This is a genomic window from Porphyromonas cangingivalis, from assembly GCF_900638305.1.
GTDB lineage: Bacteria > Bacteroidota > Bacteroidia > Bacteroidales > Porphyromonadaceae > Porphyromonas_A > Porphyromonas_A cangingivalis.
Genome location: NZ_LR134506.1, coordinates 624,586 through 649,220 on the forward strand (window position 1 = coordinate 624,586; position 24,635 = coordinate 649,220).

The 24,635-nt window shown below is 44.7% G+C and carries 25 protein-coding genes and 1 tRNA gene; 6 read left to right on the forward strand and 20 right to left on the reverse strand.

Annotation, left to right across the window (positions count from 1 at the left end; translation table 11 throughout):
* Positions 1–27: 27 nt before the first annotated feature.
* From EL262_RS02615 to EL262_RS02650, 8 genes are read right to left on the reverse strand one after another with little or no spacing between them, the layout of a single operon-like run.
* Entirely contained in the window at positions 28–807 is a 780-nt protein-coding gene (locus tag EL262_RS02615; protein WP_025837745.1) for a tetratricopeptide repeat protein, read from the reverse strand.
* A gap of 5 nt (positions 808–812) precedes the next feature.
* Entirely contained in the window at positions 813–2,636 is a 1,824-nt protein-coding gene (locus tag EL262_RS02620; RefSeq protein ID WP_159442729.1) for a BatD family protein, read from the reverse strand.
* Between the two features lie 20 nt (positions 2,637–2,656).
* Complete coding sequence (locus tag EL262_RS02625) at positions 2,657–3,385, reverse strand: tetratricopeptide repeat protein (protein ID WP_025837746.1); 729 nt, start codon at positions 3,383–3,385, stop codon at positions 2,657–2,659.
* 17 nt (positions 3,386–3,402) lie between these two features.
* Positions 3,403–4,425 carry a VWA domain-containing protein gene (locus tag EL262_RS02630; RefSeq protein WP_025837748.1) on the reverse strand — a complete coding sequence of 341 codons (1,023 nt, stop codon included), beginning with the start codon at positions 4,423–4,425 and terminating at the stop codon, positions 3,403–3,405.
* Positions 4,426–4,446: 21 nt separating this feature from the next.
* A complete protein-coding gene (locus tag EL262_RS02635; RefSeq protein ID WP_025837750.1) occupies positions 4,447–5,430 on the reverse strand; it encodes a vWA domain-containing protein in 984 nt (327 codons plus the stop codon).
* 30 nt (positions 5,431–5,460) lie between these two features.
* Entirely contained in the window at positions 5,461–6,441 is a 981-nt protein-coding gene (locus tag EL262_RS02640) for a YfgM family protein (RefSeq protein WP_126464341.1), read from the reverse strand.
* Between the two features lie 5 nt (positions 6,442–6,446).
* Complete coding sequence (locus tag EL262_RS02645) at positions 6,447–7,325, reverse strand: DUF58 domain-containing protein (protein WP_078735620.1); 879 nt, start codon at positions 7,323–7,325, stop codon at positions 6,447–6,449.
* Between the two features lie 50 nt (positions 7,326–7,375).
* Entirely contained in the window at positions 7,376–8,374 is a 999-nt protein-coding gene (locus EL262_RS02650) for an AAA family ATPase (RefSeq protein WP_025837757.1), read from the reverse strand.
* 485 nt (positions 8,375–8,859) lie between these two features.
* On the opposite strand from EL262_RS02650, the gene EL262_RS02655 reads away from it, so the two are divergent.
* The 6 genes from EL262_RS02655 to EL262_RS02675 all read left to right on the forward strand — a co-directional run bounded on the left by EL262_RS02655 (position 8,860) and on the right by EL262_RS02675 (position 12,866).
* On the forward strand, positions 8,860–9,588 hold the full coding sequence (locus EL262_RS02655) for a lysophospholipid acyltransferase family protein (RefSeq protein ID WP_036846079.1): 729 nt from the start codon (positions 8,860–8,862) through the stop codon (positions 9,586–9,588).
* Between the two features lie 242 nt (positions 9,589–9,830).
* Positions 9,831–10,058, forward strand: coding sequence for a 4Fe-4S binding protein (locus tag EL262_RS02660; protein WP_036846080.1), 228 nt, complete (start codon positions 9,831–9,833; stop codon positions 10,056–10,058).
* A gap of 126 nt (positions 10,059–10,184) precedes the next feature.
* Positions 10,185–11,267, forward strand: coding sequence for a 3-methyl-2-oxobutanoate dehydrogenase subunit VorB (locus EL262_RS02665; RefSeq protein ID WP_025837760.1), 1,083 nt, complete (start codon positions 10,185–10,187; stop codon positions 11,265–11,267).
* Positions 11,268–11,303: 36 nt separating this feature from the next.
* Positions 11,304–11,474, forward strand: a complete 171-nt coding sequence (locus EL262_RS10025) for a hypothetical protein (protein ID WP_164715430.1) — start codon at positions 11,304–11,306, stop codon at positions 11,472–11,474.
* Between the two features lie 54 nt (positions 11,475–11,528).
* Positions 11,529–12,290, forward strand: coding sequence for a thiamine pyrophosphate-dependent enzyme (locus EL262_RS02670; RefSeq protein WP_036846082.1), 762 nt, complete (start codon positions 11,529–11,531; stop codon positions 12,288–12,290).
* Positions 12,291–12,317: 27 nt separating this feature from the next.
* Positions 12,318–12,866, forward strand: coding sequence for a 2-oxoacid:acceptor oxidoreductase family protein (locus EL262_RS02675; RefSeq protein ID WP_025837762.1), 549 nt, complete (start codon positions 12,318–12,320; stop codon positions 12,864–12,866).
* An 88-nt stretch (positions 12,867–12,954) separates the two neighbouring features.
* Here EL262_RS02675 and hemW read toward each other — a convergent pair whose 3' ends face one another.
* From hemW to EL262_RS02735, 12 genes are all read right to left on the reverse strand, one after another.
* Entirely contained in the window at positions 12,955–14,079 is a 1,125-nt protein-coding gene (gene hemW, locus EL262_RS02680; RefSeq protein WP_025837763.1) for a radical SAM family heme chaperone HemW, read from the reverse strand.
* Positions 14,080–14,124: 45 nt separating this feature from the next.
* Positions 14,125–14,733 carry a response regulator transcription factor gene (locus EL262_RS02685; RefSeq protein WP_025837765.1) on the reverse strand — a complete coding sequence of 203 codons (609 nt, stop codon included), beginning with the start codon at positions 14,731–14,733 and terminating at the stop codon, positions 14,125–14,127.
* 29 nt (positions 14,734–14,762) lie between these two features.
* Positions 14,763–15,455, reverse strand: a complete 693-nt coding sequence (locus tag EL262_RS02690) for a hemerythrin domain-containing protein (RefSeq protein ID WP_231551956.1) — start codon at positions 15,453–15,455, stop codon at positions 14,763–14,765.
* Between the two features lie 87 nt (positions 15,456–15,542).
* Positions 15,543–16,319, reverse strand: coding sequence for a UDP-2,3-diacylglucosamine diphosphatase (locus tag EL262_RS02695; protein ID WP_025837769.1), 777 nt, complete (start codon positions 16,317–16,319; stop codon positions 15,543–15,545).
* A gap of 35 nt (positions 16,320–16,354) precedes the next feature.
* Positions 16,355–16,678 (reverse strand): metal-sulfur cluster assembly factor, encoded by a 324-nt coding sequence (locus EL262_RS02700; RefSeq protein WP_025837771.1) that lies wholly within the window; start codon positions 16,676–16,678, stop codon positions 16,355–16,357.
* A 1-nt stretch (position 16,679) separates the two neighbouring features.
* Positions 16,680–17,723: a S41 family peptidase gene (locus tag EL262_RS02705; protein WP_025837773.1), complete on the reverse strand. Its 1,044-nt coding sequence runs from the start codon at positions 17,721–17,723 to the stop codon at positions 16,680–16,682.
* Between the two features lie 13 nt (positions 17,724–17,736).
* Entirely contained in the window at positions 17,737–18,675 is a 939-nt protein-coding gene (locus EL262_RS02710) for a hypothetical protein (protein WP_036853512.1), read from the reverse strand.
* Positions 18,676–18,704: 29 nt separating this feature from the next.
* On the reverse strand, positions 18,705–21,392 hold the full coding sequence (locus EL262_RS02715; protein ID WP_078735618.1) for a DNA gyrase/topoisomerase IV subunit A: 2,688 nt from the start codon (positions 21,390–21,392) through the stop codon (positions 18,705–18,707).
* A gap of 309 nt (positions 21,393–21,701) precedes the next feature.
* Positions 21,702–21,774, reverse strand: a tRNA-Gly gene (locus EL262_RS02720).
* A 191-nt stretch (positions 21,775–21,965) separates the two neighbouring features.
* Entirely contained in the window at positions 21,966–22,658 is a 693-nt protein-coding gene (locus EL262_RS02725; protein WP_025837776.1) for a HesA/MoeB/ThiF family protein, read from the reverse strand.
* Positions 22,649–23,755, reverse strand: a complete 1,107-nt coding sequence (thiH, locus tag EL262_RS02730; protein WP_078735616.1) for a 2-iminoacetate synthase ThiH — start codon at positions 23,753–23,755, stop codon at positions 22,649–22,651. Before thiH ends, EL262_RS02725 begins: the two co-directional genes overlap by 10 nt.
* Before the next feature lie 18 nt (positions 23,756–23,773).
* Positions 23,774–24,544 (reverse strand): thiazole synthase, encoded by a 771-nt coding sequence (locus tag EL262_RS02735; RefSeq protein WP_078735615.1) that lies wholly within the window; start codon positions 24,542–24,544, stop codon positions 23,774–23,776.
* Between the last annotated feature and the right edge of the window lie 91 nt (positions 24,545–24,635).

The following is a 24,635-nucleotide window of genomic DNA, read 5'->3' on the forward strand; positions in this document are numbered from 1 at the left end:
ATAAGTTGGTAGGTGGAGTAATTAATTTTACAGGTTTGTGAAAACATTGATGACTTCAATGTCAGTAGCAGAGATCCAGCCGACAGTCTTATCGGGTAACGAGACTTCGACAAAACCATTGACCTTCTGCAATACTTCTACTTTCAGTCCGGCATGAATTATTACAAGATCTTGTGAAGACATATCAGGAGCACTCTTGACAGTGACGATCTCAGACATCACAATAGCTCCGGTGTCGTCATGTGAAAAATGGTAAGACTTGTATGCCATCGCATTCGACACACCACAGAGAAAAAGGAAGACAATAAAAGCATAGAAGCTGATCATCCTCACGAGACGTTCTCTACCGAATAAGAACAACAAAAAACAAACAACAGCAAGAGTAAACAGCACAATACCCATTGTGAGCCATGTATTAAGCATGAACCAATGAGACAAGCTGTCCATCCAGCGAGAAAAGAAGAATGTCGGAGCGACATCGATCTTATCCAACGTGCGAGAGTTGGCAAGCTCTATATTATATTTGATATCGGAGTCCGAAGGATCAATAAGGTAAGCTCTCTCGAATGCCAAGACGGCAGGAGCAATTTGATTATCCTTGAAGAAAGCGCAACCGAGATTGTAGTAAAGTTCAGAGGTTGGCTCCGGAGCATTGGTGATGGCTTCTTCATAGAGACTTATTGCTTTAGCATACTCAGCATTGGCATAAGCCTCGTCAGCATCCTTGGTATCCGCCTGAGCAAAGGCAGTGACATACGACAAGGCAAAGAGAAGTAGTAAAAGGTACTTCGACATATATTTTTTCATCTTTCTTATAACTTTTGTGACTCTAAACTTTCAATGACTTCGGCGCATTGGTTGTACAACTGATCTTTTTCACCGACTTCTCCTGTGGGGGTATAGCGGGCGAGTTCGAGTGTAGACAGCACCGAAAGAGTCTTATTGATAAGAGAACTCTCCACACCACGTGCCTGCATGGTCTCTGCTATCGTATCTTTGGAGAGGTTTGATAATGGGAGTTGAAGTTTGCTACTCAGATAATCGGAAAGCCCCTTGAGAAGAGCTTCGAAGTAAGCTGTATGGTCTCCCGAATTTTTCTTCAGAATTGCAAGTTTGAGCCAACGTTTGGCGTGTTTGCCGGCTCTCTTGCTCTTGTATATAGAGAGGTCCCCCATCTCTTTGCGCTTAGCCCTCACGATCGCAAACACAATCAAGCCTCCGACAGCAACGAGAGCATAAGCTAAAACATAAAGTGGCAGGCTGGGGGTATTGGCACGAGTGCTACTTGTAGATCTCTTGATATAACGAATGTCTTTACCGAGGTATTTGATCTCCTGCTTGTCCGTGAAGTTGGAGACGGAGGTCTGAGTCGTCACATCACCCTTGTCTACATGGACTTTAATTTCATCGATCTTTATGGTCTTGTAGGTCGCCGTGGTCGGATCAAAGTAGGCAAAATCAATTTTCGGAATAACAAAGTCTCCTGCATGTCGAGGCACGGCAAAGAACTCTTTAGATTTACTTCCTCTGACTCCGCTGAGTGTAACATCGATCTGATCATCTTCCTTTGGGTCATAGGCCTCAAATCCTTCAGGGAAAGCAGGTGTCGGGATCTGTGTCAGCTTGAGGTTTCCTTCCCCCTTCAGTGTGAGCTTTACAGTGAGGCTTTCATTAGCCTTTACGACTGATTGAGGGAGTTCGGCCGATAGAGAGTACTGACCTACAGCACCATCAAAGCCTTCCGGCTTGGGTGTCGGAAGGGGCTTGACTTGTATGCTGATAGGCTTGGATTTTATTGTTTTTCGTACATTCTGATACGTAGAGAAAAAGCTGTCAAAAATGCTTTCCTCACTGTCAAACTGTGCACGAACGGGTACTGAAACAACAAGGTCAATGGTACCTGATGGTACAACCAACTGACCTGACCTCTGAGGGAAGAGATAGACTTGCTTGATCTCGATGGTACGATAAACCTTTCCTTTATACTGTTCTGCTTTAAGTTGTTGAACTTGTGGAGCCGGTACATCTTGAGCAATGAACCCCTCAAAGTCGGGGAACTTGACATCCTCAAAATTGAAGTCCAAAAGAGAGTAAACTTTGAAAGTGACCAATGTCCCCTCTTGTTCATAGATACTTGTTTTAGATGCTGTCGCAACGACAAAGACATCATTATCAGATATCCCTGTACTTCCCCTACTTCCTCCATTTGTGTTGGCTGCCGATCCTGATCGACGAGCAGAAGAAGGAAAAACCTTGATCTTTCGGCTTTGAGTCTTATAAGTCGCAGATCCGACCATTACTGTGGCCGCAGGGATCTCGTAATCTCCCGCTTTTTCAGCAAGCAAAACATAAGTGAATGTGGTGTGCTGTTCGGAAGTCCGGTTGCCATTGATGATGGCTATACGTTGGCTTGAGGATTGGCTTGGACCGTAGAGTACATTCAGCCCTGAGGGTTCATCCATCTTGAACTTCTTACCATCGGCATTGACTGTAAAAGAGATCTTGAATTGCTCGCCCTCATATATCTCATCAGGGACAGACAATGTAAAATCTGTCTTCCCTTGAGCAAATGCCGAATGACTCCATCCCAAGGAAATAAGGATTAAAAGAAATATGCCTGATATTCTTCGTTTCATTGTTTCTGTGCGAGTGATGTTTACCATTGTTTTTTATTCTTTCCGGAGCGACTGCGTAGTTGTTTCGCCTTGTCTACCTTCTTCTGTGTATCTTTCTCATCCTTCAAGAAGGCTTCAAGGATCTTCTGAGCATTATCCTTGGACATCTTTTCTTCTGAAGGATCCTCTTGCTGTTGGGTTTTATCCTCTTTTTTCTCCTGCTGATCTTGTTGCAGCTCGTTGTTTTGTTGATCTTTGTTTTGATCTTGATTCTCTTGTTGCTTGTCGTCTTGCTTTTGCTGTTGTTGTTGCTGCTGTTGTTGTTTTTGTTGCTCCAGCAGTTTCTGAGCCAGCGCAAGATTATAGCGAGTCTCCTCATCATCCGGGCGAGCTCTTAGTGACTCCTTGTAAGCCTGAATGGCTTCCTCATACTTTTTATCTGACATAAAGACATTACCCAAGTTGTGAGCCACATCCGCCTTTTCGCCGGGAGAGTTCTTTTGCGTCTCCATGAGCGAAGCATATAGCTTCATAGCCTCTTCTCCCCTCTTGGTACTGTAAAGGGTGTTGGCAAGGTTGTAGTTTGATACCTTATCGTTGGGATTTATTTCCAAGGCCTTGCGATATTCTATCTCAGCTTTGGAGTATTCCTTTTTCTTATAAAGCTTGGTCCCTTTGCGAGAGTATTGTCTTACCTCTTTTTGTCCGAAGACGACATGAGATCCTCCCGAAACAAAGAGGAGCAAAGCCATAATTATTAGTCGTTTCATCTTCTATGATAACCAATTTATTCGCCAAATAGTTTCATCCCTCTCAGGTACCTGTTCTTGCGATCAAGATAGATGACATCGAATATCAGAAGTAACAGTGCCGGAATCAGGAAGTAGTGGAACTTCTCATCATAAGCACTATAAACGGTGCTCTCCAATTCACTCTTTTCGATCTTGTCCAGTTCTTTTCTGATGATTCGTGTCGTCGTAGATACATCATTGGCCAGGATATAGACACCCCCACTCTCTTGAGCAATCTCTTGTGCCATCACCTCGTTTATCTTGGTAATGACCATTTGACCGTTTTCGTCAAGAAGATATTTTTGACTTCCTTCAAGCGGTATAGGACCACCCTGAGGTGTGCCGACCCCGATGACATTGACGAGGACACCTTTGTCTTTTGCTTCTTTGACAGCTTTGAGAGCATCATCCTCGTGGTTTTCGCCATCAGTGATGAGGATGATCGTCTTCTTTACGGCTTCATTGCTCGTAAAGCTTCGTACAGCAAGATTTACGGCCTTGCCGATGGCTGTCCCCTGTGCCGCTATGAGATCGGGGGTGGCTGTCGACAAGAACATCTTTGCCGAAACGAAGTCAGATGTTATCGGTAACTGTACAAAAGCATCTCCGGCAAAAAGTATCAGACCGACCTTGTCGTTGCTGAGATTGTCCACAAGCTTCGAAACAATCCCTTTTGCACGCTCCAACCTTGACGGCTTGACGTCATCCGAAAGCATGGAGTTGGAGATGTCCATACATATGATGACCTCTATCCCCTCCTTTTTTACCTTTTCGGTCTTACTTCCCATCTGTGGTCGCGCCAACGCTATGGTCATCAAGACCAAAGAAGAGACCACTATAATATCCTTGACCACCTTACGCTTGAAGGAGAGATCAGGCATGAGGTCTTTCACCAAGGCCGAGTCTCCGAACTGTTTTATGATCCTCCGCAATCTTAGGATACGGAAGAATGAAAACAGCCCCAAAAAGGCTATCGGAATGAATAGAAAAAAGAAATATGGATATAAGAAACGTATCATATATAATACTTATTCTGTTGTTTATGGCAACGTCCTCAAAAGTGTCGTGCGAAGAAGGAAACACAATACCAAGCACACGAGTCCTGCAAGCAAGAAGGGTAAGAATAGTTCCTCCTTCTGAGTAAACGTCTCCACCTTGATTTTTATCTTCTCCATCTTATCGATTTCGCTATAAATGGCTTCCAGGCTGTTATTGTCGGTCGCTCTGAAATAATGCCCGCCTGACTTTTCGGCAATAGACTGCAAAGTGCCCTCATCTATGTCCACGGGAACATTCTGATATTGTATCCCAAAAGGTGTCTGAAAGGGATAAGGTGCAGTCCCTTGTGTGCCCACCCCTATCGTATAGATACGCACACCCAGTGCCTGTGCGATTTCGGCAGCTGTCAGAGGTGTGATTTCTCCCGAGTTATTTGATCCATCGGTGAGCAAGATTACGACTTTGGAGTCTTTTCCCTCGACATCTTTCAGACGACTGATGGCTGTTGCAAGTCCATTACCTATGGCCGTACCATCATTGATGATGCCTGTCTGGATACCCTGCAACAGATTGAGAAGAGTCGCTTGGTCTGTGGTCATAGGGCACTGGGTGAAGCTCTCGCCTGCAAAGACGACTAAGCCGATATTATCGTTGGGGCGCGAAGATATAAACTGTGCTGCCACATCCTTTGCGGCCTCAAGCCTGTTTGGCTTCAAGTCCTCTGCAAGCATACTTGTCGAGATGTCCATCGCCATGACGATGTTGATACCCTCTGTCGTTGAATTGCTTTTGGAATGTGTGCGTTGGGGTCTCGCCAAGGCAATAACCACAAAGATTATACTTGCCAAGAGGAGGGCAAACGGCAACCAGAACAAATGTGTCCTCCAGCCTTTGGAGATATGGGAAACCCCTTTTGTTGTCGACAGTGTAAATGTCGCAGGTACCTTTCTTCTATATATGTAAAGAGCTACCAGCAGCGGGACTACCAGCAACACAAAAAAGACCGACGGATAAGCAAATATCATAGTAATACTCTGATACAGGGTTATAAAGATTTATTCTCCCGACGTTGTCGGCTCACTTGTGATCTCATCTGTCTGTTGAGGACGATTCTCGTTCACAAATGTTTCAGAGAGGTTGAATATCCCGATGTTGTCTTGGGCAGAGGGGATGTATTTCGCAAACTTTGCAAGATCTGCAGTCGACAATATCCTTTGGAGGGCGGTGTACGAATGATCTTTGGTCACACCGAGTCTGAATGCCTCGAGGATCTCTGTACTTGTGCGATCCCAAGTAGCTATGCCATATACTCTGAATATGTATCGACGGAGGATGTCTGTGAGTTCGGTATAGTACTGTTTGGTCTGATTGTTCTCCCATAGTCCCCGACTCTTCAGGGCACTCAGAGCTTCCATCGCTTCTTCGTAAGGCTCTTTCTCAGGCTCCGCCGATTTGACCTCGGAAGCTTCCTTAGGTCTCTTGATGTACAGCCACAATCGATACCCTCCGAATGCCAAGATCAGCACCAAAAGTCCTGAGATGACATACATGAGATAATCTTTCCACACAAAGGGAGTATTCCAAGCCCCCTTTATATCATTATATTGCTCAGGATTGGAGAGATCCACCGGAACCGTATTCACCAGAAGGGTTGGTGTCTCGGATGCTTTGTGAAGACTGTCTCCCACCAGAGCCTGAATATTATCAAGCACATACATCGCAGAGTCGAACGAGGTGATGACGACACTATACACGGCTTCCCTGAGTTTGTCATTGACCTCTAGAGAGTCCACGAGGCCATAGTCGATGATCTCCACCCCACTGACCAGTGTATCCGGAGGAAGGATCAGGCGTGCGGGTGTAGCCTTCTCATGGATCACACGCACCTGCATCTTGACTTGCTCTCCTATCAGTATCTCATTCCTTTCGAGCGTAGGCAGTACCCTCACCTCTTGGGCTAAAGATGAGACAATACCTACGAAAAGACAGATAAAGGCAATGGATAATATCCTTACATTCTTCGTTAAATGATTCATATCTCCTATCGTTTTCGAGTAGAGAATAGACGGATGAGGCTGGGGACATAGTCCTTATTGGTTGCTGTCGATACGAAACTGATATCGTACTTGGAGAATGTCGTCTGCATATACTCACAGATCTCATCCCAGTATTTTCGGTAAGCCGACAACACTGCTTTCGATGAACTATCGATCAGCATCATCTCTCCTGTCTCCGCATCGCGGACATTGAGCAGCCCCACGTCCGGCAGGTTTGCCTCATGTGGGTCGTACACCTGCACCGCCATGACATCGTGCTTCTTGGCTACGACACTTACGGTCGCGTCATAGTTCATCTCGTTGATGAAGTCAGAGAGGACAAACATACTGCAGTGCTTCTTCTGCATATTGTTGGCATATATGAGTGCCTTAGACAGGTCTGTCCCCTGTCCTTCCGGGTTCATCAGTAAGATCTCTCTCAGGATATGTAGTACGTGTTTGCGGCCTTTGGCAGGAGGGATGAACTTCTCTATCCTGTCAGAAAAGAAGAGTACTCCGACCTTATCATTGTTCGTGATACAGGAGAATGCCAGCGTGCCCGCAATCTCTGCGATGAGCTGTCTCTTGGTACGCTCGTGTGTACCGAAGCGTCCACTCGAAGACACGTCTATGAGAAGAAGCACGGTGAGTTCACGCTCTTCTTCGAACACCTTGATGTAAGGCTTGGCATATCTCGCCGTTACGTTCCAGTCTATATCTCGGATGTCATCACCGTGCCGATACTCTCGGACTTCACTGAACGCCATCCCTCGACCTTTGAATGCAGACCGATACTCCCCGGCAAAGATATTGCGAGAGAGATTTTTCGTCTTGATCTCTATGCGCCTTATCTTCTGGAGGAGTTCATTGGTGTCTGTTATCATCGTTCGCTGTATTTTTGTTGTATTGAAGGACAATTTCGGAAGTCTGTGGATCAAGGCACGTCGACCTTGTCCAATATCTCGTTGATGACCTCTTCGGGCTTCAAGTTGTTTGCTTCGGCTTCGTAGGAGAGACCGATGCGATGACGAAGGACATCATGACATACCGCACGTATGTCTTCAGGTATCACAAATCCCCTACGCTTGATGAAGGCATAAGCTCTCGCTGCCAAAGCAAGATTGATCGACGCACGAGGAGATGCCCCATAACTGATCATGTTTGTCAGATTGGGAAGCCCACTCTCGGCCGGAAATCTTGTTGCAAAGACGATATCCACAATATACTTGTGTATCTTCTCATCTATGTACACTTGGTGGACTATGCTGCGAGCATGCTTGATGTTGTCGATGGTCACGACAGGACGGACATCGGCCTTGGTCTCCTTGATTTGATCCAAGATGATCTTACGCTCCTCCTCCTTCGTGGGGTAGCCGACATTTACCTTGAGCATGAAACGGTCGGTCTGAGCTTCGGGAAGGGTATACGTACCCTCTTGGTCTATGGGGTTCTGTGTCGCCATGACCAAGAATGGGTCGGGTAGCTTGAATGTCTCCTCTCCGATCGTCACCTGCTTTTCCTGCATCGCCTCGAGGAGAGCACTCTGCACCTTGGCAGGCGCACGGTTGATCTCATCGGCGAGAACAAGGTTGGCGAAGATGGGGCCTTGTTTGACACTGAAAGACTCATTCTTCTGACTGTATATCTGTGTCCCTATCACGTCGGCAGGCAACAAGTCCGGGGTGAACTGAATACGACTGAACTCAGCATCCATAAGTGATGCGAGAGTCTTGATTGCCAATGTTTTCGCGAGACCCGGCACCCCCTCCAAGAGGATGTGTCCATTGGCCAGCAAGCCGATGAGTAAGCTCTCTCTCAAGTGCTTCTGCCCGACGATGACAGAGTTCATCCCGGTGTCCAAAAGATCCAAAAATCGGCTCTCACGCTCGATAAGTTCCGTCAACGCACGGACATCTACAACATTGTTCTCCATTATTGTTATGTTATGCTAAGTGATTTAATTTAATTCAAACTTCACAGCCCCCAATGGGCTTCTAACAACCCACAAATATAACTATTATAGTATATGTGGGCGCAATGATATGTAGTAAATTTGCCTAAATGACACCACGAGTCCACTGAGAAAAGTGCTCTCGACCCGAACAAAATCAGGTGTTGAAGGAGCGAATTTAAGTCGTATGATTCGATGCATCGAATCATACGACTTTCGTCATCAAGTCTTACGACTTTTTTTGATCGCTCGTTCAAGAAAAAACTCTCGTACATACTCATCTCTTAGAGAATGCTCTACCCTTGTGCATTACCCCACTCGGAGGGATAAGGAGAAATGATCGGCATTTCGGAATGTATTGTCAAAAAATCATTACATTTGCGTACAACTATTCGATGCATATACACAAGCAAGAAATAAGTAACTTTAACCCTGCATCTAACACATTAATCTTAACAACAATAACAATGGGTCGGATCCTGTATGTAATATACATTGTACTGATATTTACACCTCTGTTTGCCATCATCACCATCCTGACTGCTGTGGTCGCTGCCGTGGGAAGTATCATCGGACTTGAACGCTTCGCAACCATGTATCCCGGGATGGTGTGGAGCAAACTGACCATTATCTTGTCCTTATGTCGTATTACCATAGAGGGGAGAGAAAACATCCCCACAGATAAGTATTGTGTGATCGCCTGCAACCATCAGAGTGCATTTGATATCTGGGCCTTGTACGGATATACCCACATCCCATTCAAGTGGGTACTTAAGGGTTCTCTCAGCAGAGTGCCATTTGTTGGCTGGGCTTGTCGCAAGTGTGGATTTATCTTTGTTGACAATTCGAGTCCGGAGAGAGCTGCCAATGTTGTGTACATGGCCAATCAGGTGCTCAAGAACGAATATCATGTCATGATATTTCCGGAAGGTACACGGAGTCCTGATGGCAGGCTGGGGAAGTTCAAAAAAGGGGCGTTCAAGATAGCCATGGATACAGGTGCTCCTGTCATCCCTATATCTATAAGTGGTGCATATCAGATACTTAGTAAGGATGACATCATCCCCAAGCGTGGACACATCCGCCTCAAGATACACCCACAGATAGATAGCACTCAGTATCCTCAGGATGTGAGGGGGCTACTTGCACTTTCGGCAGACACAAGAGCTGCCATAGAGAGTGGAATTGTGCCTTGAAAATCAGGGTCTGCATGACGCTCTTTATACGAATTGTGTCAAATACCTATATATGATTAATATTTATTGTTATAATCGCAGTAAATAATCTTTGATAGGTATGGTTATTATCAAGTATATTACTATCTTTGACAGCAAATAAATACATTCTTCTCTAAAATCTTAAACCCAGGGTCGAACGCCTCTGGCAGACAGCTTGGAGAGGAGTCATAGCTCATCTAAATATTAATCTAATATATTTTATGGCAAAGATCAAAGGAGCGGTAGTTGTTAATACTCAACGCTGCAAGGGCTGCAACCTCTGTGTTGTCTCTTGCCCTACTAAGACACTTTCACTTCACCCTGATGAAGTAAATGACAAAGGCTATCACTATGCCTACATGAAAGAGCCGGACTTGTGCATCGGCTGTGCCAACTGTGGTACGGTATGCCCTGATGGTTGCATCACAGTGTACAAAGTGAAGTTGTAACCGACGACAAGAAGGTGCTGTCAAACTGTGCTTCCAGAGTTATCCTAACACTTCAGGACCGCAGGTGAACGACAGTTCGTTGGTAAAGAACAAAAGGTATTAACGAAAAACAACCCAAAAACTACTATGTCAGAAGAAATTAAACTGATGAAGGGCAATGAGGCCATTGCCCACGCCGCTATCCGTTATGGTACTGATGGATACTTCGGTTATCCTATCACACCTCAGAGTGAGGTTCTTGAAACATTTACTGAACTCGCACCTTGGGAGACAACAGGTATGGTCGTACTCCAAGCAGAAAGTGAAGTCGCAGCGATCAACATGGTCTACGGAGGTGCAGGCTGTGGTAAGAGAGTCATGACATCTTCCTCGAGCCCCGGTATGAGTCTCAAGCAAGAGGGGGTATCTTACCTCGCAGGTGCTGAGCTCCCATGTCTCCTCGTCAATGTGATGCGTGGTGGCCCCGGTCTCGGTACGATCCAGCCCAGTCAGGCAGACTATTTCCAAACTGTAAAAGGTGGTGGACATGGCGACTATCGTCTCATCACACTTGCTCCTAACTCGGTGCAGGAGATGGTGGACTTCGTTGCCCTCGGATTTGACTTGGCATTCAAGTACCTTAACCCTGCGATCATCCTTTCTGACGGTGTGATCGGCCAGATGATGGAGAAGGTCATTCTTCCTCCTATGAGACCAAGAAGAACTGAGGAGGAAATCCGCAAGGAATGTCCTTGGGCTACACTCGGTAAGCCAAGTACGAGAGAGCCTAATGTCATCACATCTCTTGAGCTTGATTCTCAAGTGATGGAGCAGAATAACCATAGATTCCAAGCTAAATACGCTCGCATCGAGGAGCATGAAGTGAGATTTGAGGAAACAATGTGTGATGATGCTGACTATATCATTGTGGCATTTGGCTCTTCAAGCCGTATTTGCTCGAAGACTGTGGAGCTTGCAAGAGAACAAGGTATCAAGTTGGGTCTCCTACGCCCCATCACACTATGGCCTTTCCCAACCAAAGAGATCCAACGCCTTGCTGAAAGAGTCAAAGGCTTCTTGTCGGTAGAACTCAATGCAGGTCAGATGGTAGAGGATGTGAAACTCGCGGTCAATGGTAAAGTGCCTGTATATCACTACGGACGTATGGGCGGTATGCTTTTCTCTCCGGACGAAGTTCTCGATGCTCTTCGCAAAGAATTTAACCTATAAGGCTTTGGCTTGACTTCTCTCACTTGTAAACAGAATATGGCACGCTTCTTACAGATACTTACACTGCTCTTCCTGCTCCTTGCTGTGGCTGCAGTGATTGTGTTTTTTGCCCTTCCGGAGTCTAAGACATTGTTCTATATCCTTGGTGGGACAGCAGTTGGGGTGAGGTTGATATTCTACTTCATCAAGTTCATTACAAGAGCGTGAATCAAGCGGTCTACAATAAAATAAAAATTACAACCCATAAATAATATCAACAACATGGATATTAAAGATATTATCAAACCCGAAAACTTGGTGTATCAAAAGCCAAAGCTAATGAATGATACCCAGATGCACTACTGCCCGGGTTGTAGCCACGGTGTGGTGCACAAGCTCGTTGCGGAGATCATCGAAGAAATGAATATGGGCGAACAGAGTATAGGGGTCGCTCCTGTAGGATGTGCCGTATTCGCATATAAGTACATCGATATCGACTGGCAAGAGGCAGCTCACGGTAGAGCACCTGCTCTTGCAACTGCTATCAAGAGACTCAACCCGGACAAGCTCGTCTTCACATACCAGGGCGACGGTGACCTCGCAGCTATCGGTACAGCAGAAACCATCCACGCTTGTAACAGAGGTGAAAATATCACCATCATCTTCATCAACAACGGTATTTATGGTATGACGGGGGGGCAGATGGCTCCTACTACCCTACCCGGCATGAAGACTGCGACTTGTCCTGCTGGACGTAATGTCGAACTCAACGGTTATCCTCTCAAGATCTCAAACCTTCTTAAGGAACTTGATGGCACATGTTATGTTACAAGACAGTCTGTGCATAATGCCCCTTCGGTAAAGAAGGCTAAGAAAGCTATCCGTAAGGCATTCGAAAACTCCCTCAACCGTAAGGGTACTTCAGTGGTAGAAATCGTTTCTACATGTAACTCAGGCTGGAAGCTGTCTCCTGCTGCATCTAATGACTGGATGGTCGAAAATATGTTTGCACACTATCCAATCGGAGACTTAAAGGACGAGTAAAAAACAAGAACTTAAAGATCAAAGATTATGAAGAAATACGAAATAGTTATCGCTGGTTTTGGAGGACAGGGTGTACTCTCTATGGGTAAGATCCTTGCTTACTCCGGGCTTATGGGTAACAAGGAAGTAAGTTGGATGCCTTCTTACGGTCCTGAACAACGTGGTGGTACAGCAAACGTTACTGTGATCATCAGCGATGAGAAGATCAGCTCTCCTATCCTCAACAGCTACGACATCGCGATCGTCCTTAACCAACCTTCGTTGGACAAGTTCATCAGCAAAGTTAAGCCTGGTGGTATGCTTATCTATGATGGATATGGTATACATACTGAGCCTAAGAGAGATGACATCAAGCTCTACAAGATAGATGCTATGGATGCAAGTTTGGAAATGAACAACACTCAGGTCTTCAACATGATCGTGCTTGGTGGCCTTCTCAAACTTGCTCCGATGGTTGATATCGAACACGTACTTCTTGGCCTTAAGAAGTCACTTCCTGAGCGTCACCATAAACTCATACCTCTAAATGAGGCTGCAATCCTCAAGGGTATGGAGATCATCAGAGAGAAAGAATAATCTCACTTTTAGACAAAGAAATAGCCCTCAAGGAAAACCTTGAGGGCTATTTCTTTTACTTACTTTTAGCTGTATAAATATGTTTATTTTAGAACAGTGAGGAAATGATCGTATTCGAAATATCGAGTCCTCTTTGAGTAAAGCGTATTCGTTCATTGTGCTCTGCCATCAAACCTTCGGAAACATATAAGTTGATCCGAGTCTGCAGATGTGCCGCTTTTTCCTGCCCAAATCTTGACCTGACAGTCTCCAAAGAAATACCGTCAGAGGTACGCAAATGGGTCATCAGGTACTCCTCAAAAGCCAGATCTGCCGTGATATACTCAAAGTCTCGCAACAAAAAATCTTGTTGGGTAAGACTTTCCACATAAAGGGTTAAGTTCGATGGATTGGTCGAACGCCACGGGTGTATATAGCTATGTGCAGATGGGCCAAGTCCGATATAAGGGATGTCCTGCCAATAAGAGGAATTGTGACGTGACCTCATACCGGGAAGAGCATAACTGGAGACTTCATAGTGTTCGTACCCTGCATCTTGTAGCCTTTGGCTCACGGTGTGCGACATCTCCAAACTCAACTCTTCGGGCAACTCAGATATTCGTCCTTGTTCGAGAGCATAGTACATAGGAGTCCCCTCCTCATAGATAAGATGATATGCAGATATATGCGTCGGATGTAGTTTTATGAGCGTATCGATATCCCGATTAAGATCATCAATATCACTACCCGGGATGCCATATATGAGGTCCAAAGAGATGTTGTGTATCCCAAGCTCTCTGATGGCAGTAAACATGGTCTCAGTCTCCTTTGCAGAGTGACGACGGCCTAGTAATTTTAACGTATCATCAGAAAAAGACTGGGCTCCAAGGCTAAAACGATTGATGCCCGACCCTATGATATGTGAGATCCTTTGTTTGTTGTAGTCGCCAGGATTGCATTCAATCGTGATCTCGGCATTGTCTGAGATGTTATAAGTATCTCTGAGCAAGCACATAATTTCACTGATATGCTTTTCAGACAACAAAGAAGGGGTGCCTCCACCCCAGTAAACCGTATCTACGGTATGTCCATCCAGTTCGTACCGTCGGACTTTTAGCTCCCTTTTTAGAGCTTGTATATAGTCTTGCATCTTCTTCAATGTCGCTACTGAGTAGAAATCGCAATAGCTACATTTAGAGACGCAAAAAGGGACATGTATATAAATACCTGCCATCGATCGATGATAATATGAATGCAGATGGATCTGAAAGAGAAAATCTTAGATATCTCTAATATCAGACAACTCTACCAAATTGTTTACTATGGCATATATCGTGAGACCTGCGGGGCTATGTATCTGGAGCTTCTTTGCGATGTTTCGACGGTGAGTGATGACAGTATGTGTCGAGAGATATAGTTCTGATGCAATCTCTTTGTTCGTCATACCCTTGACCACACACACCACAATATCCTTCTCTCTCGGAGTGAGGGTATTCTCCTTTAGGTCTTCTTGCTCATCTACCTCTTCGTACAAGAGTTTTTCGATATTTTCGATGAAGTCATTTTCCTTGTCCGTAATCAAGAACTTACCGTCATAGTTACGGAGAAGTTGCTCATCCATACTGCCCACACAAACAGCGATAAACTTACAGTCAGGGAGTCCCAGACGCTCCTTCACGAGAGGCAACATGACATCGCCCACAACGTTGGGCGATGTTACGACGATATCCGGAGTCTCTGCCTTCAGCAAATCCGGAAGAGTATATATGTCATTGCAAAGAGTCAACTTACTCTTGAATGCAACTGTTTTACGAAACTGAGCTTCCACAAAGTTTTGGATCAGTGTCGAAGGTATAGCGACAACGACTTTATATGTACGTGGGGTCATAAGCCTTCAGTTTAAGTGTTTTTAGGATATTACATGAACTCCTTTTCCAGCTCGATGATAGCAGGAGTAAAGATATGATCCTCGACATCATTATGATCTTTCAACTCCTCTTCGCAAGAGAAGATGTCATGCAGTACTGTGTTCAGTTTATATCCACTTTGAGCCGGATAATACTTGATCAGGATATTTTTGAGTTCCATCATCTTAAGCTCCACCTGATCATGGCGTTTTCGGAATATCTCAATAGAGTACTTTGAGTCCTTGTTACCCTCAAGCAGTTTTTCTACATAAGGGAAAACATACTTGTTTTCATACTGCATATGCTTGTTTACTTCCTCTACGTACTCATCATAAAACTTTCGGATAGCATAAGTGACATCAGGTGGACACCCTTCAATGGCAGAGAAGAGATTCAACCTTATTGTTGGCAATCTATAGTCCAGAAAGTAGTTATGAGAGTTTTGGAGATACCTGATGATCAAAGGCATCGATAATGACTTGTGAAGATCTGAAGCGTCTTTGCCTTCTCTATAGAGCAAGAAGTTTACAATAAACAAGAAAGTCTTCTCGTCCACATCATTCTCTTCACAGATCTCTCGAATGGTTTTCTCCCCTACTCCAAGAGGAATTTCAAATCTGAAAATGAGCAACAACATATTGTAATTCTCACTGATGAGATCACACATCTTGGTGCTCGCTGTATATGTTTTAATCTTTTGCATACTACTGATAAATCTATCTTTTCGTCTGAGTCTATTACAAATGTACAAGAAATGAGACGGTCTACAAGTCGTGATAAATAGCTAATATTAGGTATTTTCAAAGTTGTATTGATCCAGATAAAAACTCTCTCCATCCCAAACACCGTAGCTGAAGAAATGTAGCCAATCCCCAAGGATAACTGCTCTGGAATTGCGAGAAAGCATCAAATCAAGCATTATGTGTCGGTGTCCGAATATAAAGAAATTGACGGTTTGATCTGGATGAGACTTCATATAACTCTGAGCATACTGTATCAAGTACTCATTTTTTTCTCCCTGATACTCATCATGATAGCCATTGTTTTTCTGTAAGCCTTTCTTACGACTGATTTGCGAAAGATTTTGTGCAAGCCCCACACTCCATCTGGGGTGTATCATTGCGTATAATCTTTGGCATACCCGAGAGTGAAAAATCTTACGAACAAGTCGAAATCCTTTTTTTCTAAAATCAAACTCATCTCCATGAGCAATGTAGAAGACCTTACCATCTATTTCGGTTACCAAAGGTCCCCGATGTATGACTGCTCCCAACTCTTTCTCAAAATAATCAAACATCCATACATCGTGATTACCGGTAAAGATATGTATCTCCACACCTTCGTCAGCGAGTGATGCCAATGTCCCTAATACTCTGACATAACCACGAGGTACAACATACTTATAATCAAACCAATAATCGAAAATGTCTCCTACCATGTAAATGGCTTTTGCATCTGACCTACATTGCTCCAGCCAATGAACCAGCCTTCTCTCCACGACCTTGAGGTTCGTATGATAAGGAGATCCCAGATGAATATCTGATATGAAGTATGTTTTTGTCCTCATGTAAAGATAACAAGGAACGCAAGAAATAGTTTAGATCACAAGAAACCGAGTTCTAACTTCGCCTCTTCGCTCATCATATCTCGATGCCACTCCGGCTCGAATGTAAGTTTTATCTCGCATTCTTTTACAGCCTTGACAGCCTCTACTCTCATTTTGACATCCTCAAAGATAAAATCTGCCGCAGGGCAGTTAGGAGCCGTAAGCGTCATTGTTATTAAGACCTTTCCGTTATCCTGCACATCAACATCATAGATCAATCCAAGATCATAGATGTTGACCGGGATTTCTGGATCATATACGGTCTTGAGCATCTTGATGATATCCTCCTCTACCTGTAGAAATGTATTTTGTGTAGTCATATTAATTTGTTTTTTTGTATGCTGCGATAATATATTCAATAGCTTTTCCCATGATGCGATCTTTGGCATTAGGTTGCACATCAAATATCTCGTTCGCCATGTAAATATCGGGAGCAATCCCCTTTTCCAAGCTGACTTTATCTCGACTGTAGCCCTTCACGGCCGAGTATCTGACACGCCAACCATTAGGTAATTCGGAGACTGCCGGCATCCCCCCACCTCCTCCCGAAGGTAGTCCTATGCGGATGACATTCTTGGCTACTCTGATTTTGGATAAAAAGTCATTTGTTGCGCTGTAGCATCCCCTATCCTGAAGCACAACAACAGGCTTGGAGAGCCACCTCACACTTTTGTGAGGCTCTATATATTCAGGCTTCAGTTCAGAAAATTTGTCACGTCCCGGACCGGTTTTGTAAGAATAAAAGCCAACCAGCTCCTTTTGTTCAATGAAATACGAAACAAGTCTATTTGCATTATCTACGAGTCCTCCACCATTACCACGAACGTCAATGATGATGCCATGACAGTCGCTCATGAAGTTGAATATAAAGTTCATGTCGCCCAATGAAGAAGAGAAGCTCTCATAGAGTATATATCCTATCTTGATGTCCTTATCAATATTTGATACCCCCTTGACGTAGCGCATACCACCGGATGACAAGTAATTATCTCCCAATATTTTTTTGCGTGTGTAGTGATTATAGCCTTCACTTGGATCACCTTGCCAACCGTTGTATCGGCCGACATTAAACGTTGAGATGAGATTGACATGACCATCTTTAAGTTCATTCAACATTGTGCTAAGCATTTTGAAGAATCTAAGATCGTCACCCTTGACTACATTTAAGTACCCGGAATAGTGTGTGTACATCGTATCCCAATCCAAGTTCTTCTCATCGAGGTAACAATAACGCTCATTGATGATATTCCACAAGGCATCAAAGTTTTCCTTATGATTTGTATTGAGGGGAGTTTCCCTGACACATCCAATAAAAGACAATAGCGAACCAATCAATAGAACGAAGTATAACAAATGCTTTTTCATGACTTTTTATTGATTAGGGATGATACGAATTTCTGACAAACTTAGATCGTAGGCTACGTCCTCCGGACATTTTGACAAAGTCGAAAGAGTAACCGATAAGAAATAGCACATGGCTTTCTTTGTAACTGATATTGTGTATCATCGATTGATGATAAAGGTGTTCCATACCCAAAGTTATCGTTGCATTGTGTATCGGACAGTCGACTGTCATCCTTTGCTTGAAGTTAAATCGGGCATTGGCAAAAGTGGGAGTCAGCTTAATGGAAGATCTATTTTGTTCTGATATATAGTCGTAGTAAGACTGACCATACTCGGGGCTGAACGTCAAGTGAAATAAAGCCAGCTGAGTAGAATAGCCTAAAATCAAAGGATACGATCCCAAGTGGGCACGATAGACCGCACGTAATGCACCATCTATACCGACGGACGCTTTCAGATTGAAGACATTGTTTGTATTTGAGAGCTTCAGATTACCTTTCGCATTCAGGTCAAGCAAAGGCCCGGCACTGACTCGAAGATTGTGCTTATCATACAAGCTGAAAAGCGGACCTATTGAATACTCTCCCCCAAAATGATAGATAACAGACCCATTTGCAGGGTTTTTAGGTGTAGAAAATAGAGCCTCGATGTCTTGACTCCAATACCATCTCTTCTCCCTCCTTGGAGCATCGACCAACACCTTCAGTCTCAGATCTCCACCGATATGCGTTGTCGGGCTCAGATAGCTATCAGCTATTCTGTTCTGTCCTATCCCCAAGAGTATCTTTGTATGCGTTGTGTGTAGTAAAGAGTCGTATTGCCAAGGATCTCCATGCAAGTAGTTTTTTACCTTGTTTGTGAATTTCTTGAATCCACTATCCTCTGCTTGTGCGTATCCGATAGATGGACTGCTCAATAACAATAATGCCACAACAATCAATTTGCGATACAACATATACCTGCTCTTATCCATGTGTCGATAATAATTTTCAATGATATGATTTACTCTTCGGGTTCTTGTGCATTGAAGTTCAGTCTCTGTTGTCCTGTCACCTCTTCTATGAGTTTGAACGTCTCTTCAATATCCTCTTCAAGCGACACCCCATCAACACTTTCGGTGTTGGTTGCCTCATCGTTATCATCGGACTCTGTTACAGGTACAGGTTTGGGGTCTACTTCCTTGACCTCTATGACGGCATGATTGCTGACCCTCTTTCCTCGTACTTTGATACTACGAGTACCGACAAACTCATCGGCATCGAGAGTGACAACAGACTCATTGCCTTTTCCTGAGCGCAAGAGCACCTCAAATTGAGGGAACATCTCATCAGACAGGACAAGCAACTCATTGTTGGGGCTCATGAGCATATTTTCACGCCTATTCTCTTCGATAGTGAAGCGTTTAATATACCACTCTTTGCCCTCCTTGTCATGGTAAATTAGAGTCCAGACCTTATCGGGGTCATACTTCTCGATGATAAGGATATCACGTTCATAGTGATTGGTTTCGGCAAATGAGGTCGTGTAGCATTCTCCATTTTGTAGGATGACAAGGATCCTATCTTCGCCTAAAAATTCACCCAAAAACTCTCCCCTCTCATCGTAATTGATTCGATTGATGACAGAGTCAAACCATACCATACGACCTCCAAGGGTCGAAGTACCTTTTTGTTTCAAAGAGACTTTGTAGATCTCCCCTTTGGTTAGGATATTCCCTTTTGATCCACGCCCTTTGATCAGAATTTCAGAGAAATCCTTTTCGAACACAAGTTGTTTTTGTTTCGCCTTCGGTTTCAAGACCACTTTTACAGTCTCAGCTTCACCATTAGGGTTAGCTGAAAAGTACAGCACACGAGATCCGGTGTTGCCCATCGTCAAGTCATAAGTCTTATCTCTGTTGACACTGGTGACATTGAATCTCTTGATGTAATTGATACCGCTCTTTCCGTCCTTGTAGATGACGTTATATATTGTACGGTTGTCATTGCGCACAAATCTTGCCACATGGATAATATCCTTGCCCACAAAAGACTTTTCTGCGACCTTGACTATCGTATAAGTACCATCTTTCAAGAAGACAATGACATCATCGATGGACGAAACATTGCAAACGAACTCGTCTTTTCTGAGCGATGTGCCTATAAAGCCTTCCTGCTTATTGACATATAGTTTCTCATTCATCTCGACCACCTTGACAGCCTCGATGGAGTCGAAGCTCTGGATCCTTGATCTACGAGGATACAAGTGTCCATATTCATCCAACAAGTCTTGATACCACCGTATGGTGTACTTACGGATGTTTTTGAGATGAGTGTTGATTTTCTTTATCTCTGTTTCCAAAGATTTGATAAGTTGGGCACTTTTCTCTTCGTTGAAGCGAAGGATACGTGCCATTCGGATCTCGAGAAGCATCTTTAGATCCTCATCATTGACCTCTCGGATGAGTGTATCAAGGACATCTTGTAGTCGGCTTCGGATGTGTCCCAAAGCCATCGTCAAGTCTTTCGCTTGTTCAAACTCAGGATCCTTGTATATCCTCATCTTGATGAACAACTGTTCAAGAGAAACCGAAAGATGACGCTCCTGCACCTCCTGCAACTGTATCTCAAGCTCCCTACGGAGATAGTCCATTGTCCGCTCACAATTATCTTTCAAGACATCACTCACGGACAAAAACTCCGGCTTATCATCCCGAATGACACAGCAATTCGGCGAAATACTTATCTCACAGTCCGTAAAAGCATATAGAGCATCGATAGTCTTGTCGGGGGATGAGCCGGGAGCAAGCTGTATTTCGATATTTGCCTTCTCAGCAGTCTTGTCATCTATCTTTTTTATTTTGATCTTGCCCTTCTCATTGGCCTTTAGGATCGACTCGATGAGCGAAGAGGTCGTACGAGAAAATGGTATCTCATCGATCACCAAGGTACGATTGTCCTTCTTTATGATATTGGCTCTTACCTTGATCACTCCCCCCCTCTCTCCATCATTGTATCGAGAGACATCGATAAGGCCTCCTGTACTGAAGTCGGGATAAAGTTCAAATGTCTCTCCTTGCAAGTATGCCACAGCTGCCTCAAGCAGTTCTTTCACATTGTGAGGCAATATTTTTGAAGACAGACCGACAGCGATACCCTCTGCTCCTTGAGCGAGCAATAGAGGAAACTTCACCGGCAGGTGCACAGGCTCCATGTTAGCTCCATCATACGATGGCTTGTACTCGGTGATCTTGTGACTGAATAGGACCTTTTTTGCGAACGGTAAAAGGCGAGCCTCGATGTATCGGGCAGCAGCTGCGCCGTCTCCCGTGAGGATATTACCCCAGTTACCCTGACAGTCTATCAACAGATCTTTCTGTCCGATCTGCACCAAAGCATCCCCTATACTTGCATCCCCATGAGGATGCAACTGCATTGTATATCCCACAATGTTCGCGACCTTGATCAACCGGTCATCCATACGTGACATGGTGTACAAGATACGACGCTGTACGGGCTTTAGTCCATCTGTTATATGAGGGACGGCACGCTCAAGTATGACATAGGAGGCATAGGACAAAAACCAAGACTTATACATCCCCGTGAGGATATAATTATGCTTGATATCCTTACTCTCCACGGCAGGAGAGATTTCATCGACATACAGTTCATCTTCGACTCTATCTATATCTTGATCAGGGGGAAATGTCATTTATTTATGGGTTAGATATGGGGATAACCGGTACAAAAATAACTCTCGAAGGTATCAAACAATACAGGCAGGGCGATAAGTTTTATCAAGACTTTTTGCATATTCAACGAGTAAGATACCAAAATATAAGGACCAACAAAAGGCCGGTCACCCCAAAGATTACCAGCCGAATCAAGAGTGTGTGCCACAATGAAAATCTCGGTACACACTCTTAGTATGCTCAGAGTGGTCAAACACAAGACAGACATCGATGCGACGCAGATAAGGTCGCATATCATGACACACCATGACAGTCCTAAAACAAATCTGAGCGGTAGGCGGGGTTCGAACCCGTGACCTTCGGCTTGGGAAGCCGACGCTCTACCAACTGAGCTACTACCGCAATAATCATGGCACTCAAGAGTACCTCAAGTTTTCTGCTACAAAAATAGTAAAATTCAAACACAGACCATCGAAAACAAGAGATATTTCTATGATCTCGAGAGTCAGTTCACCAGATTGAGGAACTAAAGATAAAGGATCTCCCGGAAGCACCCGGAATACAAGTGCCCTCCGGAAGCCCTTTATCTCCCCTTACAACATAAAAATAGTATAATCGTTTTGAAGTAAATCTATTGTCAACAGTTTTCCACTCAGTGGTTCTCCACACCCCACGATGAGCTTGAGGACTTCCATCGCTTGGATCGAACCGATGACTCCGGGCAGTGCACCTGGTACATTGATCACTCTACCCTCATCCACACTTCTGTCCACACAGCCAAGATAGTCTCGATAACTTCCGCTCTCATTGTGATTGAATACCGATACTTGCCCTTGAAATCCTTCGACGGCCCCATACACGTAGGGTTTGTGCATTCTTTGAGATACTTCATCAACCAATAGTCTTGTGGCATAGTTATCACAAGCATCGACGATGATGTCATAATCCTTTAGGATCTCGGAGACATTTTCGGCTGTCAGACGGGTCTCATAGGGTTCGAGCCGAACATCCGGATTGAGAGCCGCGAGTCGATTGTAAGCTCTATTGACTTTCGGTTGACCGATCTCTTCGGTGGTATACAATATCTGTCTTTGGAGGTTGGACTCTCCTACCCGATCATCATCGACAAAGCCGATGCGTCCAACTCCCATGGCCACAAGATAGAGCAGTATCGGAGCTCCGAGTCCTCCTGCACCGACAACGAACACCGAAGCCTGAGATAACCTCTGTTGGCCCTCTTTGCCGATCTCCGACAATGCCGTCTGTCTCGAATACCTTACATCCATTCGTCCCAATCCTTCCATACGGGTTCATAGCCCTGAGCTCTGATCGCATCTTGCATCTGAGAGGGTGAACGTTCATCGTTGATCGAAAACTGCTCCAACTCCTTATTTTGCTCGACATAGCCACCGGGCTGAGTGCTACTACCGGCACTCATTGTTGTTGCTCCGATGTGCATGGCCATATCCCTGAACCTTGCAGACTCTCTCGTGGAGAGTGAAATATCCACTTGTGGGTCAAAAAGGCGATAAGCACAAATCAATTGAGCCAACTCTTTATCCGATATCGGATCATTGGGCATAAAACTCCCCACGTGCGGACGAAGCCTTGGTAGAGAGATCGAATACTTGGTGCGCCAATATGTCTTTTCGAGATACCGCAAGTGAATTGCCGTGCAAAAGGCATCCGTACGCCAGTCTTCAAGCCCTAGAAGTGCGCCTATACCTATCTTCTTCATCCCGGCTTGAGCAGCACGATCGGGAGTTTCGAGACGGTATCTGAAGTCTGCCTTGAGCCCTCGAGGATGATAGATAGGATAGTTCTTCTCGTTGTAAGTCTCTTGATAAACACAGATATAACTCACTCCGGCCTCGACAAGTTTCTGATAGTCCTCGACATTCAGAGGCTGGACCTCTATGGATATCTGAGCAAAAAGAGGTCTGAGCAACTTGACCACATCCACATAGTAATCTACTCCTGCAACCTGTGGAGCCTCTCCCGCCACGAGCAAAATGTGTTTGAAGCCGAGTTTGAGTATGGCTTCGGCTTCGAGACGCACCTCTTCCAGTGTGAGTTTCTTTCGGAGTATCTTATTGGCGTGATTAAACCCACAGTAGACACAACTATTGGTGCAGTAATTAGACAGATATAGAGGTTCGTAGAGCTGGATGGTCTTTCCAAATCTCTTTTTGGTCAACGCCTCCGCCTTGATAGCCATTGTATCAAGATATGGTTCGGCAGCAGGTGAAATAAGAGCCTTGAAGTCTTCCGGTTGGAGCGAAGAGGCCGACAGAGCTCTGCGCACATCGGCATCGGTCTTCGCAAAGATCGATGCTTTCGCAGTATCCCAGTCCCAATCCTTCAATATATCGTAAAAGGTCATATATATGAGTCGAAAATGTTAGAAAAATCCTTGTAAAGGAGAAGTGGCAGATGCATAGTCAGATGTCGCGCCCAAACCGGCTTCGTATGCCATACGTCCGGACTTAACTGCCCAACGAAAAGCCTCTGCCATGGCGACCGGATCACTTGCAGAAGCGATAGCTGTATTGACCAAGACCGCATCTGCTCCGATCTCCAATGCCTTGGCAGCATGAGAAGGAGCACCGATGCCTGCATCCACGACAACGGGGACATTGCTTTGCTCGATGATGATCTTCAACAGTTCTTCAGTGACCAAGCCTTTGTTTGTACCAATGGGTGCTCCCAATGGCATCACCACGGCTGCTCCGACCTCTTCGAGGCGTTTGCAAAGGATGGGATCCGCTTGGATATAAGGCATCACAACAAACCCCTCTTTGGCAAGTATCTCTGTTGCTTTGAGTGTCTCAAAAGGATCGGGCATCAAGTATTTCGGATCGGGATGTATCTCCAGCTTGACCCACTCTGTGCCGAGAGCTTCACGTGCCAGACGTGCTGCAAATACGGCTTCTTCGGCGGTATGCACACCCGAAGTATTGGGCAAAAGGTTGACGCCCGGAGCTGATATAGATGTGAGGAGGTCATCTTCGTTTGAATTGTGGGCATCTACCCTCTTGAGCGCGACAGTCACCAATTCGCTCTCAGATACCACGATGGCATCGTGCATTATCTGATTGGATGCAAACTTTCCTGTACCGAGGAAGAGTCTCGAACGAAACTCTCGTCCTGCAATGATTAGATTTGTGTTCATAATATATTTCTGTATCTCATCTGTTTAGTATTTAGGTTGTCCTATTTTGATCTTTTTCTGTCAGGTAGCAGAATTCATTCTACCCTATGAC